At 53.7% G+C, this 14,717-nt stretch carries 8 protein-coding genes, 2 tRNA genes, 2 rRNA genes and 1 riboswitch; of the genes, 2 read left to right on the plus strand and 10 right to left on the minus strand.

Annotated elements, in window-relative coordinates; translation table 11 throughout:
* Positions 1-76: 76 nt before the first annotated feature.
* The 6 genes from Y71_RS27005 to btuB form a co-directional block, all read right to left on the minus strand.
* A 23S ribosomal RNA gene (locus Y71_RS27005) occupies positions 77-2,983 on the minus strand.
* 179 nt (positions 2,984-3,162) lie between these two features.
* Positions 3,163-3,238 (minus strand) — tRNA-Ala (locus Y71_RS27010).
* 39 nt (positions 3,239-3,277) lie between these two features.
* Positions 3,278-3,354, minus strand: a tRNA-Ile gene (locus Y71_RS27015).
* 72 nt (positions 3,355-3,426) lie between these two features.
* A 16S ribosomal RNA gene (locus Y71_RS27020) occupies positions 3,427-4,966 on the minus strand.
* The 16S and 23S rRNA genes sit together here with 2 tRNA genes alongside, the layout of an rRNA operon.
* A gap of 355 nt (positions 4,967-5,321) precedes the next feature.
* Positions 5,322-6,173 (minus strand): glutamate racemase, encoded by an 852-nt coding sequence (gene murI, locus Y71_RS27025; RefSeq protein ID WP_035941932.1) that lies wholly within the window; start codon positions 6,171-6,173, stop codon positions 5,322-5,324.
* Positions 6,118-7,968: a TonB-dependent vitamin B12 receptor BtuB gene (gene btuB, locus Y71_RS27030; protein WP_007369202.1), complete on the minus strand. Its 1,851-nt coding sequence runs from the start codon at positions 7,966-7,968 to the stop codon at positions 6,118-6,120. The genes murI and btuB overlap by 56 nt, the downstream gene beginning before the upstream one ends.
* A 65-nt stretch (positions 7,969-8,033) precedes the next feature.
* Positions 8,034-8,202, minus strand: a riboswitch (cobalamin riboswitch).
* A 117-nt stretch (positions 8,203-8,319) separates the two neighbouring features.
* Here btuB and trmA point away from each other — a divergent pair.
* Complete coding sequence (trmA, locus tag Y71_RS27035; RefSeq protein WP_007369203.1) at positions 8,320-9,420, plus strand: tRNA (uridine(54)-C5)-methyltransferase TrmA; 1,101 nt, start codon at positions 8,320-8,322, stop codon at positions 9,418-9,420.
* A gap of 37 nt (positions 9,421-9,457) precedes the next feature.
* Here trmA and Y71_RS27040 read toward each other — a convergent pair whose 3' ends face one another.
* Both Y71_RS27040 and fabR read right to left on the minus strand, forming a co-directional pair.
* Complete coding sequence (locus Y71_RS27040; protein ID WP_007369204.1) at positions 9,458-9,823, minus strand: YijD family membrane protein; 366 nt, start codon at positions 9,821-9,823, stop codon at positions 9,458-9,460.
* Positions 9,823-10,476, minus strand: coding sequence for an HTH-type transcriptional repressor FabR (gene fabR, locus Y71_RS27045; RefSeq protein ID WP_035889190.1), 654 nt, complete (start codon positions 10,474-10,476; stop codon positions 9,823-9,825). Before fabR ends, Y71_RS27040 begins: the two co-directional genes overlap by 1 nt.
* Before the next feature lie 195 nt (positions 10,477-10,671).
* Here fabR and sthA point away from each other — a divergent pair, with 195 nt between their 5' ends.
* The gene (gene sthA / locus Y71_RS27050) at positions 10,672-12,072 is read left to right on the plus strand and encodes a Si-specific NAD(P)(+) transhydrogenase (RefSeq protein ID WP_035889188.1); all 1,401 of its coding nucleotides are present in this window, start codon (positions 10,672-10,674) and stop codon (positions 12,070-12,072) included.
* Here sthA and oxyR read toward each other — a convergent pair.
* Together oxyR and argH are read right to left on the minus strand one after the other, a co-directional pair.
* On the minus strand, positions 12,055-12,972 hold the full coding sequence (gene oxyR / locus Y71_RS27055) for a DNA-binding transcriptional regulator OxyR (protein ID WP_007369207.1): 918 nt from the start codon (positions 12,970-12,972) through the stop codon (positions 12,055-12,057). The two genes, sthA and oxyR, sit on opposite strands and share 18 nt — an antisense overlap.
* A 261-nt stretch (positions 12,973-13,233) precedes the next feature.
* Positions 13,234-14,607: an argininosuccinate lyase gene (gene argH, locus Y71_RS27060; RefSeq protein ID WP_007369208.1), complete on the minus strand. Its 1,374-nt coding sequence runs from the start codon at positions 14,605-14,607 to the stop codon at positions 13,234-13,236.
* Between the last annotated feature and the right edge of the window lie 110 nt (positions 14,608-14,717).

Genomic DNA, 14,717 nt, shown 5'->3' on the forward strand with positions numbered 1-14,717 from the left:
GCCTCAGCGGCACACCGGTTTAATCTGTATCTCGCTGAAAAAATTCTCTCTCACGCCAAAACATCTTCGGCGTTGTAAGGTTAAGCCTCACGGTTCATTAGTACCGGTTAGCTCAACGCATCGCTGCGCTTACACACCCGGCCTATCAACGTCGTCGTCTTCAACGTTCCTTCAGGACCCTTTAAGGGTCAGGGAGAACTCATCTCGGGGCAAGTTTCGTGCTTAGATGCTTTCAGCACTTATCTCTTCCGCATTTAGCTACCGGGCAGTGCCATTGGCATGACAACCCGAACACCAGTGATGCGTCCACTCCGGTCCTCTCGTACTAGGAGCAGCCCCCCTCAGTTCTCCAGCGCCCACGGCAGATAGGGACCGAACTGTCTCACGACGTTCTAAACCCAGCTCGCGTACCACTTTAAATGGCGAACAGCCATACCCTTGGGACCTACTTCAGCCCCAGGATGTGATGAGCCGACATCGAGGTGCCAAACACCGCCGTCGATATGAACTCTTGGGCGGTATCAGCCTGTTATCCCCGGAGTACCTTTTATCCGTTGAGCGATGGCCCTTCCATTCAGAACCACCGGATCACTATGACCTGCTTTCGCACCTGCTCGCGCCGTCACGCTCGCAGTCAAGCCAGCTTATGCCATTGCACTAACCTCCTGATGTCCGACCAGGATTAGCTGACCTTCGTGCTCCTCCGTTACGCTTTAGGAGGAGACCGCCCCAGTCAAACTACCCACCAGACACTGTCCGCAACCCGGTTTACGGGTCCACGTTAGAACATCAAACATTAAAGGGTGGTATTTCAAGGTTGGCTCCACGCAGACTGGCGTCCACGCTTCAAAGCCTCCCACCTATCCTACACATCAAGGCTCAATGTTCAGTGTCAAGCTATAGTAAAGGTTCACGGGGTCTTTCCGTCTTGCCGCGGGTACACTGCATCTTCACAGCGAGTTCAATTTCACTGAGTCTCGGGTGGAGACAGCCTGGCCATCATTACGCCATTCGTGCAGGTCGGAACTTACCCGACAAGGAATTTCGCTACCTTAGGACCGTTATAGTTACGGCCGCCGTTTACCGGGGCTTCGATCAAGAGCTTCTCCTTACGGATAACCCCATCAATTAACCTTCCGGCACCGGGCAGGCGTCACACCGTATACGTCCACTTTCGTGTTTGCACAGTGCTGTGTTTTTAATAAACAGTTGCAGCCAGCTGGTATCTTCGACTGATTTCAGCTCCACGAGCAGGTCGCTTCACCTACGCATCAGCGTGCCTTCTCCCGAAGTTACGGCACCATTTTGCCTAGTTCCTTCACCCGAGTTCTCTCAAGCGCCTTGGTATTCTCTACCTGACCACCTGTGTCGGTTTGGGGTACGATTTCGTGTTACCTGGAGCTTAGAGGCTTTTCCTGGAAGCAGGGCATTTGTTGCTTCAGCACCGTGGTGCCTCGTCATCACGCCTCAGTGTTAAAGCACTCCGGATTTGCCTGGAGCACACACCTTCACGCTTAAACCGGGACAACCGTCGCCCGGCCAACATAGCCTTCTCCGTCCCCCCTTCGCAGTAACACCAAGTACAGGAATATTAACCTGTTTCCCATCGACTACGCCTTTCGGCCTCGCCTTAGGGGTCGACTCACCCTGCCCCGATTAACGTTGGACAGGAACCCTTGGTCTTCCGGCGAGCGGGCTTTTCACCCGCTTTATCGTTACTTATGTCAGCATTCGCACTTCTGATACCTCCAGCAGCCCTCACAGGCCACCTTCAACGGCTTACAGAACGCTCCCCTACCCAACAACGCATAAGCGTCGCTGCCGCAGCTTCGGTGCATGGTTTAGCCCCGTTACATCTTCCGCGCAGGCCGACTCGACCAGTGAGCTATTACGCTTTCTTTAAATGATGGCTGCTTCTAAGCCAACATCCTGGCTGTCTGGGCCTTCCCACATCGTTTCCCACTTAACCATGACTTTGGGACCTTAGCTGGCGGTCTGGGTTGTTTCCCTCTTCACGACGGACGTTAGCACCCGCCGTGTGTCTCCCGTGATAACATTCTCCGGTATTCGTAGTTTGCATCGGGTTGGTAAGCCGGGATGGCCCCCTAGCCGAAACAGTGCTCTACCCCCGGAGATGAATTCACGAGGCGCTACCTAAATAGCTTTCGGGGAGAACCAGCTATCTCCCGGTTTGATTGGCCTTTCACCCCCAGCCACAGGTCATCCGCTAATTTTTCAACATTAGTCGGTTCGGTCCTCCAGTTAGTGTTACCCAACCTTCAACCTGCCCATGGCTAGATCACCGGGTTTCGGGTCTATACCCTGCAACTTAACGCCCAGTTAAGACTCGGTTTCCCTTCGGCTCCCCTATACGGTTAACCTTGCTACAGAATATAAGTCGCTGACCCATTATACAAAAGGTACGCAGTCACACCCCGAAGGATGCTCCCACTGCTTGTACGTACACGGTTTCAGGTTCTTTTTCACTCCCCTCGCCGGGGTTCTTTTCGCCTTTCCCTCACGGTACTGGTTCACTATCGGTCAGTCAGGAGTATTTAGCCTTGGAGGATGGTCCCCCCATATTCAGACAGGATACCACGTGTCCCGCCCTACTCATCGAGCTCACAGCCTGTGCGTTTTCGTGTACGGGGCTGTCACCCTGTATCGCGCGACTTTCCAGACGCTTCCACTAACACACAAGCTGATTCAGGCTCTGGGCTCCTCCCCGTTCGCTCGCCGCTACTGGGGGAATCTCGGTTGATTTCTTTTCCTCGGGGTACTTAGATGTTTCAGTTCCCCCGGTTCGCTTCACAGCACTATGGATTCATGCTGTGATGATGCACCGTAGTGCACCGGGTTTCCCCATTCGGACATCGCCGGGTCAAGGGTTCATATCACCTCGCCGGCGCTTTTCGCAGATTAGCACGTCCTTCATCGCCTCTGACTGCCAGGGCATCCACCGTGTACGCTTAGTCGCTTAACCTCACAACCCGAAGATGTTTCTTCCGATTCATCATCGCATTGCAAAAATTTGAGAGACTCACGAACAACTTGCGTTGTTCAGTGTTTCAATTTTCAGCTTGATCCAGATTTTTAAAGAGCAAAACTTCGCAGCACACACAGAATGTGTACTCTGAAGTTTTTTTGTTTGTGCAGTAATGATGGTGGAGCTATGCGGGATCGAACCGCAGACCTCCTGCGTGCAAAGCAGGCGCTCTCCCAGCTGAGCTATAGCCCCATCGTAGTTAAAACCTCATCAAATTTGCTTTCGCAAATTTGGTAGGCCTGAGTGGACTTGAACCACCGACCTCACCCTTATCAGGGGTGCGCTCTAACCACCTGAGCTACAAGCCTGCAGAGATTTTCTTACTGCTGTTTTTTCATCAGACAATCTGTGTGAGCACTTCAGGAGATGGTTCTTTAAGGTAAGGAGGTGATCCAACCGCAGGTTCCCCTACGGTTACCTTGTTACGACTTCACCCCAGTCATGAATCACAAAGTGGTAAGCGCCCTCCCGAAGGTTAAGCTACCTACTTCTTTTGCAACCCACTCCCATGGTGTGACGGGCGGTGTGTACAAGGCCCGGGAACGTATTCACCGTGACATTCTGATTCACGATTACTAGCGATTCCGACTTCATGGAGTCGAGTTGCAGACTCCAATCCGGACTACGACGCACTTTATGAGGTCCGCTTGCTCTCGCGAGGTCGCTTCTCTTTGTATGCGCCATTGTAGCACGTGTGTAGCCCTGGTCGTAAGGGCCATGATGACTTGACGTCATCCCCACCTTCCTCCAGTTTATCACTGGCAGTCTCCTTTGAGTTCCCGGCCTAACCGCTGGCAACAAAGGATAAGGGTTGCGCTCGTTGCGGGACTTAACCCAACATTTCACAACACGAGCTGACGACAGCCATGCAGCACCTGTCTCACAGTTCCCGAAGGCACCCCGGCATCTCTGCCAGGTTCTGTGGATGTCAAGACCAGGTAAGGTTCTTCGCGTTGCATCGAATTAAACCACATGCTCCACCGCTTGTGCGGGCCCCCGTCAATTCATTTGAGTTTTAACCTTGCGGCCGTACTCCCCAGGCGGTCGATTTAACGCGTTAGCTCCGGAAGCCACGCCTCAAGGGCACAACCTCCAAATCGACATCGTTTACGGCGTGGACTACCAGGGTATCTAATCCTGTTTGCTCCCCACGCTTTCGCACCTGAGCGTCAGTCTTCGTCCAGGAGGCCGCCTTCGCCACCGGTATTCCTCCAGATCTCTACGCATTTCACCGCTACACCTGGAATTCTACCTCCCTCTACGAGACTCCAGCCTGCCAGTTTCGAATGCAGTTCCCAGGTTGAGCCCGGGGATTTCACATCCGACTTGACAGACCGCCTGCGTGCGCTTTACGCCCAGTAATTCCGATTAACGCTTGCACCCTCCGTATTACCGCGGCTGCTGGCACGGAGTTAGCCGGTGCTTCTTCTGCGGGTAACGTCAATCAGCACGGTTATTAACCGTGCCGCCTTCCTCCCCGCTGAAAGTGCTTTACAACCCGAAGGCCTTCTTCACACACGCGGCATGGCTGCATCAGGCTTGCGCCCATTGTGCAATATTCCCCACTGCTGCCTCCCGTAGGAGTCTGGACCGTGTCTCAGTTCCAGTGTGGCTGGTCATCCTCTCAGACCAGCTAGGGATCGTCGCCTAGGTGGGCCATTACCCCGCCTACTAGCTAATCCCATCTGGGCACATCTGATGGCAAGAGGCCCGAAGGTCCCCCTCTTTGGTCTTGCGACGTTATGCGGTATTAGCTACCGTTTCCAGTAGTTATCCCCCTCCATCAGGCAGTTTCCCAGACATTACTCACCCGTCCGCCACTCGTCACCCGAGAGCAAGCTCTCTGTGCTACCGTTCGACTTGCATGTGTTAGGCCTGCCGCCAGCGTTCAATCTGAGCCATGATCAAACTCTTCAATTTAAAGTTTGATGCTCATCGAATTAAACTTCGTAATGAATTACGTGTTCACCCGTGAGACTTGGTATTCATTTTTTGTCCGGAGACATCAAGAATCCAGTCACCTGAGTGCCCACACAGATTGTCTGATAAATTGTTAAAGAGCAGTGCCGCTGTGTTTTCGCTGCGGCGCGGGGTGTGCATATTACGCTTTCCCGCCGTGAAGTCAACTGATTATTTTCAGATTTCTTCACCTGACAGGCCGGTGTGTATGCCGTTGTGCCGTGTCAGTGGAGGCGCATTATAGGGAGATAATTCCGGCTGACAACCCCTAATTTAAAAAAAGTTTTCAACCGTCTCTTTTTTGTTCAAAGACGCCCTAAAGTGCCAGTTTTTCGAGCGTTTTAAAGCCATAGCGCTGCAAAACGGGCAATAACTGCGCAGTTTCAGGCGTTAGCGCCATACAGTACGCAATATTATCGCCAGCGGATTTTGCATCCGGCGCTTCATGCTCCAGCAACCAGGCGGTACGCCGCGCAATAGCTGCACCGGAATCCACCAGCCGGGTGCCCTCTGGCAGCACCTGCAACAGTTCATCCTGCAGCAGCGGAAAGTGTGTACAACCCAGGACTACGGTATCCGGAGGCTCTTTCATGCGTAACCAGGGACGCAAGATCTGACGTAGCTCTTCAAGCGGCACTTCCTTACCGTGCAGTTTCGCTTCAGCCAGAACAACCAGCTCCGCCGATCCCAGCATCTCAATACGACACTCATTCGCAAAACGCGAAATCAGTTCATGCGTATAAGGACGTTTCACTGTACCGCGCGTTGCCAGTAGACCCACAATCCCGTTTGCCGTTAAGCGTGCAGCCGGTTTGATGGCGGGGACAACGCCAACAACAGGAAAGGTGAATTTGTCACGTAACGCGGGAAGAGAGACGGTGCTTGCGGTATTACAGGCGATAACAGCCAGTGAGAGGGGGTATTGCGCCTGAACAGCGGTAACAATCTCGACAACACGTTCAACGATAAACTCTTCGCTTTTCTCACCGTAGGGGAAAGCGACATTGTCGAAAGCGTAGATGTAATGGAGATTCGGCAGGAGATGCCGAATCTCATCATAGACGGATAACCCACCGACGCCGGAGTCAAACACCAGGACGGTGGGACGCGCGTCAGAAGGTGTAGCTGCCAGACAAGGTGTATTCCCGTCCTGCAGTTTGGTAGCCATAAGCTGTCTCGTACTCTTTATCGAACAAGTTAGCTATTTTACCACGAACTGTAAGGTGAGATGTCACTGGATATGAGGCAGATAGATCAACCGTACTATAACTCGGCAAAACACGTTGCTCAGGGTTATAAGTTGACGTGCGATTGTCATAGCGTTTACCGAAGTATTCCCACGCCAGATCCATATCTACATTGAAAATGGACCAGTCGAGCTGGTACTTGGCCTGGCGTTTTGAGCGGCGCGGCAGCACTTCGTTCGTTTCGTCATCACGCGGATCGATGTACTGCAAGGTTACACGATGCGAGAAGATGCCGGTATCGACGCTTCCTGTCCACTCAACGCCTTTAATGGTTGCAGCGTTAATGTTGTAGTAAGCCGTATCGCTATAGGTGATCAGATTATCGATCTCATAACGGTACGCGGACAAACGCCAGTCAACCGGGCCGGTTAATCCTTCCACACCCGCTTCCCACTGTTTTGACTCTTCCGGTTTCAGATCCGGATTGGAAGCAATGCCAAAGCGCTTCGCGCCGTACTGCTGGCCAAGTGAAGGTGCCAGGAAACTCGTGCCGTAGGAGAGCGTCAGGCGGTAGTTTTCCACAAACTCCCAGCCAGCAGCCGTTTGCCAGGTACCGTGCCAGCCGAACGCATCATCTTTATCTTCGCGCCCGGAAGCCTCCAGCGTAACATCGCCAAACTGCTGCATCCCGTTCAGGTAGAGGCCGGTATTATCGCGATCGTAGCTGTCGCTTGTGCTTTGATTAGATGAAACCAGACGTTCCTGCTTCCAGTCGACACCTGCGCCCAGCGAGCCTTTACCCACCGCAATATTGTTACCCCACTGAATGTAACGCTGCTCCATATCATCCAGCGTAGTGCCATCGTTATAACGGCCATAGATGCTGCTGTAGTTGTAGTCTTTGCTTTTTTGATAGCTGGCCAGCAGCTGCGATGAGTAGATCCCCTGGTTGAAATTCAGCCCGGTATCCCAGCCCTGAACATACAACTGGCGCTCATCGGCGCTGTAATCTGGCGAATACGGCTCGCTGCCCAGATCGTAATCCACATTATTACTGAAGTTGTAGCCACGGAAGAAACCATCAAAATGGTCATCGAACTTATGCTGTAAGCTGCCCCAGAACGTTTTATTGCGGTAGCCATCACGATCTTCATCATGATCCCATGTCGAATCCGGCTGCACGTTGAATCCGCGCGTACTGGTATAAGAACCTGCCGCGGTCACCATCGTATCGCCAAAACGCTGGCGCCAAGTGCCGTCATAGGTTTGATAACCTTTCGAGCCCATGCTGGCGTTGACCTGGGATTTCTCGCTATCCGTCATCGTAATGACGTTGACCACGCCGCCAATCGCGCCGGAGCCATAAACTGCAGAGCGCGGCCCGCGAATATACTCAACGCGCTGCACCAACGAGAGCGGGATTTGATTGAGTTCGGGATCGTTCGAAATCCCTGAACGCGCCACCGGTACGCCATCAATCAGCAGTAGCAGATGTTTTGCTTCCGTACCGCGAACATAAACGGACGCCGTTTGCCCCAGCCCACCGTTTTGCGCGATATCCACGCCCGGTAAACGGCGTAGCACATCAATGAGTGAACGGGATTGCCAGCGATCGATATCCTCGCGCGTGACCACCTCGGTCGGCGCCAGCACGGTTTTAGCCGATTGTTGAAAACGATTTGCTGTCACCACCAAATTGTCTGAGCTGCTATCCTGCGCCCAGCCGGAAAATGCCGTGACGGAGAGCGCCGTCAGCAGCGAAGCTTTTTTAATCATTGTGAGAGCATCCACAAAATAAAAAGGATGCCGCAGGTTCCATCAATAGCACGCGATGATGTTACCAGATGCGACGTATTCCGGCAGGTCTTCGGGCTTGGAGGTACAACAAGACAGGACTTCCCACCACTGGCAGTGTCTGCTGTCTCACCTTAATCCTTACCGCTGCGCGTCAGCCCCAGATTTACACTGGGTTCCCTTTTAACTCACAGGACCGGAACACGGATGCTACATTCGGTTACATATGGATGTCCAGACTGCTAAGTGAGTATTTCAAAAACATCCAGCACTGGACATCCGGTGAGCAATCCCTACAATCGCCGCGTTATTCTTAATCTCTCAGGAAGCATCATGACCCCCGAACACCTGCCGACAGAACAATACGAAGCTCAACTGGCCGAAAAAGTCGTGCGTCTGCAATCGCTGATGACGCCATTTTCCGCGCCGCTTCCGGAGGTGTTCCGCTCGCCGGTCAGCCATTACCGCATGCGCGCCGAGTTCCGGATTTGGCATGACGGGGACGATCTCTACCACATCATCTTCGATCAGCAGACAAAATCGCGTATCCGCGTCGACAGCTTCCCGGCGGCCAGCGAACTGATTAACGTGTTAATGAAGGTGATGATTGATGCCGTGCGCGGCAACCACACGCTGCGCCACAAACTGTTTCAGATTGACTACCTGAGCACCATGAGCAATCAGGCGATTGTGACGCTGCTGTATCACAAAAAGCTGGATAACGAGTGGCATGAAGCCGCCACCCAGTTGCGTGATGCGCTGCGGGCGCAAAACCTGAATGTGCAACTGATTGGCCGCGCCACAAAAACCAAAATCGAGCTCGATCAGGATTATGTCGATGAACGCCTGCCGGTCGGTGGCAGAGAAATGATCTACCGCCAGGTGGAAAACAGTTTTACCCAGCCTAACGCGGCAATGAATATTCAGATGCTGGAATGGGCGCAGGATGTCACCCGCGACGCCAGCGGCGATTTGCTTGAACTGTATTGCGGTAACGGCAATTTCTCACTGGCGCTGGCGCGCAATTTCAACCGCGTGCTGGCCACAGAAATCGCCAAGCCTTCTGTCGCCGCCGCGCAATACAACATCGCCGCCAACCATATTGATAATGTACAAATCATTCGTATGTCTGCGGAGGAGTTCACTCAGGCGATGAACGGCGTACGCGCCTTTAACCGTTTGCAGGGGATCGATCTGAAAAGCTACCAGTGCGAAACGATCTTCGTCGATCCGCCGCGCAGCGGGCTGGATGCGGAAACCGAAAAAATGGTGCAGGCCTATCCGCGCATTCTGTACATCTCCTGCAACCCAGAAACGTTGTGCAAAAACCTCGAAACATTAAGCCAGACGCATTACGTTTCGCGTCTGGCATTGTTTGATCAGTTCCCTTACACGCACCACATGGAGTGCGGCGTTCTGTTGACCAGAAAGTAAAATCTCTCATCCCTCTCCCATAAAGGAGAGGGAAAAATCACTCCGATGCTTCGTGTTTGCGGCTACGACTGCGCAGGCGGAAACCAATCCAGAAGACCAGCACCACCGACAGCACGGCCGGCAGGAAGTTGGAGCCGATCACCGGGTATTCAGCGCGAACGACCGTACTGTACAGCAGCACACCGAGAATAAAGCAGGCGGCGGCAAGGCCCGGAAGGCCAACTGGCATGGTGCGATTCTGGTAACGCTGATGCAGGCAATAGACCGTCAGCACCAGCGAGATAACCGGAAACAGAGAAAAGGGAACCACGGAACTGAACACAGCGGAAAATGCGCCGTTAATCGATAAGCCAGCAACCAGCGCCAGCAGCAACGTACCTTTATCTTGACCTGACTGTTTCATTACTCATCCTTTGCTTCACTCGTCGGTTGATGCGCCAGTTTTTCCTGCTCGCGGCGATACCAGTAATAGGCGCCTTTTGAAATCATCCGCAATTGCAGTACCAGTCGCTCTTCTAACTGCCGGCGTTGTTCAGCGCTCACATCCAGCGCCTCTGCGCCAGCGTTGAAAACGATCGTCACCATCGCCTCGGCTTGCGCCTCGGTAAAGGCGCGCGGCATATGGTTTTCGAGTTCGAGATAGTCAGCAAGTTCCGCGATAAAGTGCTGAATTTCGCGCGCGACCGCCGCGCGGAAAGCGGCTGACGTCCCGGAACGCTCACGCAGCAGTAGCTGAAATGCGTTGGGATTGTTGCCAATAAATTCCATAAAGGTGGAAACCGAGGTGCGGATTACGCTGCCGCCTTTGGCAATACGCTGGCGCGCCTGGCGCATCAACTGGCGCAGCATCAACCCGCTTTCGTCCACCATGGTCAGGCCGAGCTCATCAACATCACGAAAATGCCGGTAAAAAGACGTCGGTGCGATACCCGCCTCGCGGGCAACTTCCCGCAGGCTCAGGCTGGCAAAACTTCGCTCGGCGCTCAGTTGGCTAAATGCCGCTTCCACCAGCGAACGCCGGGTTCTCTCTTTTTGTTGCGCTCTTACACCCATCACTATGTTTGAATCCTTCCTGGGGCTTTCTGGCAATATACCAGAGAAAAATCCGATCTGATCGTACTGGATTGTGACCGATTATTTACACGGCGTTTCTTCTTTTTTGCATGAAAAAAGCACAACGATAATTGGGATATCGTGGCTTTAATGTTAGTATTCTGTTGTTTTTATGTATAAGAACAGGTAAGCCTTACCATGCCACATTCCTACGATTATGATGCAATTGTAATAGGCTCCGGCCCAGGCGGCGAAGGCGCAGCTATGGGTCTGGTTAAACAAGGAGCACGGGTCGCGGTTGTTGAGCGTTACCATAACGTCGGCGGCGGCTGTACGCACTGGGGAACCATCCCCTCGAAAGCGTTGCGCCATGCCGTTAGCCGCATTATCGAATTCAACCAAAACCCTCTCTACAGCGACCATAGCCGCCTCCTCCGCTCCTCTTTTGCTGATATTCTGAACCACGCAGAGAGCGTGATTAATCAGCAAACCCGCATGCGTCAGGGCTTTTATGAGCGTAACCGTTGCGAAATTCTTGAAGGCAACGCCCACTTTATTGATGACCACACGCTGGCGCTGGAGTGCCACGACGGCACGGTAGAAACGATCACCGCAGAGAAGTTTGTTATCGCCTGCGGCTCGCGCCCCTACCATCCGGCCGATGTGGATTTTACCCATCCGCGTGTCTACGACAGCGATTCAATCCTCGATATGCACCATGAACCCCGCCATGTCATTATCTATGGTGCCGGGGTGATCGGCTGCGAATATGCATCGATCTTCCGGGGAATGAACGTCAAAGTCGACCTGATTAACACTCGCGATCGTCTGCTGGCGTTTCTCGATCAGGAGATGTCGGATTCGCTCTCGTACCACTTCTGGAACAGCGGTGTCGTTATCCGTCACAACGAAGAGTATGAGCGTATCGAACCGCTGGAAGACGGCGTTATCATGCACCTCAAATCGGGCAAGAAACTGAAAGCCGATTGTCTGCTCTATGCTAACGGCCGTACCGGTAATACCGACAGCCTGCAGCTGAGTAACATTGGTCTGGAAGCCGATGGTCGCGGGCAGCTGAAGGTCAACAGCATGTACCAGACCGCGCTGCCGCACGTTTATGCGGTGGGCGATGTGATTGGCTACCCAAGCCTGGCGTCAGCGGCTTACGATCAAGGGCGTATCGCCGCGCAGGCGATGATTAAAGGCGAAGCGACAGCGCACCTGATTGAAGATATCCCGACCGGCATCTACACCATTCCGGAAATCAGTTCTGTCGGCAAAACCGAGCAACAGCTGACCGCAATGAAAGTGCCGTACGAAGTGGGTCGCGCGCAGTTTAAACACCTGGCGCGGGCGCAAATTGTCGGCATGAATGTCGGAACCCTGAAGATCTTGTTCCACCGCGAAACGAAAGAAATTTTGGGGATCCACTGCTTTGGCGAGCGCGCGGCCGAAATTATTCATATCGGCCAGGCGATTATGGAGCAGAAAGGTGGCGGTAACACGATCGAGTACTTCGTTAACACCACCTTCAACTACCCGACAATGGCGGAAGCCTATCGGGTTGCCGCGCTAAACGGTTTAAACCGCCTGTTTTAACGTGTTATCGAAATGGCCATCCATTGCACCGCGGATGGCCTCTGCCAGCTGCTCATAGCGGCTGCGCAGCGGTGACCCCGGGCGATAAACCAGGCCGACAGTACGTTTCGGTTCCGGCTTAATGCACGGCAGGTAAACCACGCCATCACGTTTACGCTCACGCGGCACAGCCAGCGCGGGCAGCAATGTGATGCCACTCCCTGCCGCCACCATATTGCGCAGCGTTTCCAGGCTGGTAGCGCGGAAGTGCGTATCTTCGTCTGCCCCGGCTTCAAAGCAGAAACCCATCGCCTGATCGCGCAGGCAGTGGCCATCTTCCAGCATCAGCAGCTTTTCACCCGCCAAATCGGCCATCGGCACGCAGTCGCGATTCGCCCACGGATGATCTTCATAAATCGCCAGCAGCATCGGTTCGTCAAACAGCGGCACTTCAATAAAGGCTTCGCTCTCTTTCACCAGCGCCAGAATCGCGCAGTCGAGCTTGCCGCTGTCCAGTTGCGCCAGCAACTGATGCGTCTGCGCTTCATGCAGATACATTTCCAGTTTCGGGAACGTTTGATGCAGAAGTGGAATAATATGCGGCAACAGATAAGGCCCAACGGTTGGGATCAAGCCGATATGCAGCGGGCCGGACATGGTTTCCCCCTGCTGGCTTGCCATTTCCTTCAGCACTTTGACCTCGCGCAACACCGTGCGCGCCTGATCCACCAGCAACAAACCCGCCTGGGTGAACAGCACTTTGCGGCTGGTACGTTCCAGCAGCATCACGCCCAGTTCATCTTCCAGCTTACGAATCTGCCCGCTCAGCGTTGGCTGGCTGACGTGGCAGGAATCGGCTGCCCGGCGAAAATGGCGGTGTTCGGCTAACGCCACCAGGTATTCAAGATCACGAATATTCATTATTCATCCTCCGTCGCCACGATAGTTCATGGCGATAGATAGCATAGCAACGAACGATTATCCCTATCAAGCATTCTGTTGAATAATACGCAACAGAAGCGAAGCGGAGTCTCACTTACCCTGTGATGAGACGATTAACCCTTTGTTTCTCTCTGAACAACTAAAGCCAACGTGAACGTTTAGCGGACCTGAGTGTCCGCTTTTTTTTTGCGTAAAAAAGCCCGGCGACGAGCCAGGCCCGGTATTGCGTTTTCTTGCCGGTTACACCAGACGCGCTTTCGCATCGGCGATAGCCTGCGCCACCTGAACCGGCGATACGCCGCCTTTCGCCGCACGTTTATCCAGGCAGGATTGCAGCGACAGCACAGGATAAACATCGTCGCCAATCACCGTACTGAATTTTTGCAGATCGGCAAGCGTCAGCGCTTCCAGCGGCTTCGCCTGGCGAATCGCTTCCACCACGGCTTCACCAACAATATGGTGCGCTTCACGGAACGGCACGCCTTTAGCGACAAGGTAATCGGCCAGTTCGGTGGCGTTTGCATAACCCTGCTGCGCCGCTTCCTGGCAGCGCGGACGTTTCACCTGAATACCGTCCAGCACCAGCGCCGCCATATGCAGGCAGTCGAGCCAGGTATCAAGCGCATCGAACAACCCTTCTTTATCTTCCTGCATATCTTTGTTGTAGGCCAGCGGCAGCCCTTTCAGCGTCATCATCATGCCGGTCAGCGCGCCCTGCACGCGGCCGCATTTACCACGGATCAGCTCCAGCGCATCCGGGTTTTTCTTTTGCGGCATCAGTGAAGAACCGGATGTCACCCGATCAGACAGCTCAACAAAACCCGCTTCGCCAGAGTTGAAGAAGATCAGATCTTCGGCAAAACGCGATAAATGCACCATGCCGATAGAAGCATCAGAGAGCAGTTCCAGCACGTGATCGCGATCGGAGACGCTATCCAGGCTGTTGCGGGTTGCCGAGGCAAAACCCAGCCAGCCAGCCAGTTGCTCGCGATCGATTTCATAAGCCGTACCCGCCAGTGCGCCGCAACCAAGCGGGCTGACATCGAGGCGTTTCAGCGAATCCTGCAGACGGCTCTCATCACGCGCCAGCATCTCAACGTAGGCCAACGCCCAGTGGGCAAATGTCACCGGCTGCGCACGTTGCAGGTGCGTATAACCTGGCATTACAGCATCCTGATTATTCTCTGCAGTTACCACCAACACGCTCTGCAACTGACGGTTCGCCAGTAGCAATTCGCTGATGGTGTCTTTACACCACAATTTCAGATCGGTGGCGACCTGGTCATTACGGCTACGCCCGGTATGCAGTTTTTTACCCAGTTGGCCGACTTTATCGATCAGCTTGCCTTCTACCCAACTGTGAATATCTTCCGCATCGCTTTGCAGGATCTGCTGCGGATCGGCCTGCACTTCCTGCAACAGATTGTTCAGCGCCTCTTCCAGTTGCTGTTGCTCTGCCTGCGTCAGTACGCCAACCGTCACCAGCGCTTTAGACCAGGCCACAGAGCCAACGATATCCTGCTCTGCCAGGCGATAGTCAAAGCGCAAAGAGTCGTTGAACTGTTTGAACCGTTGATCCGCTGCCTGAGTAAAACGCCCGCCCCAAAGTGCCATAATATGCTTCCTTAATTTCTTGAATTTCATTGCCGGATAGCGCTGCGCTTATCCGGCCTGGAGGTTCAGTTCACGCAGGCCCGATAAGGCGTAGCCGCCATCGGGCACAT

Origin of the sequence: Kosakonia radicincitans DSM 16656 (genome assembly GCF_000280495.2) — a bacterium.
GTDB lineage: Bacteria > Pseudomonadota > Gammaproteobacteria > Enterobacterales > Enterobacteriaceae > Kosakonia > Kosakonia radicincitans.

Bases quoted from the DNA above. Each gene is read 5' to 3' on its own strand.
- murI (WP_035941932.1), bottom strand. From the start codon at position 6,173: ATGGCTACCAAACTGCAGGACGGGAATACACCTTGTCTGGCAGCTACA.
- btuB (WP_007369202.1), bottom strand. From the start codon at position 7,968: ATGATTAAAAAAGCTTCGCTGCTGACGGCGCTCTCCGTCACGGCATTT.
- trmA (WP_007369203.1), top strand. From the start codon at position 8,320: ATGACCCCCGAACACCTGCCGACAGAACAATACGAAGCTCAACTGGCC.
- Y71_RS27040 (WP_007369204.1), bottom strand. From the start codon at position 9,823: ATGAAACAGTCAGGTCAAGATAAAGGTACGTTGCTGCTGGCGCTGGTT.
- sthA (WP_035889188.1), top strand. From the start codon at position 10,672: ATGCCACATTCCTACGATTATGATGCAATTGTAATAGGCTCCGGCCCA.
- oxyR (WP_007369207.1), bottom strand. From the start codon at position 12,972: ATGAATATTCGTGATCTTGAATACCTGGTGGCGTTAGCCGAACACCGC.
- argH (WP_007369208.1), bottom strand. From the start codon at position 14,607: ATGGCACTTTGGGGCGGGCGTTTTACTCAGGCAGCGGATCAACGGTTC.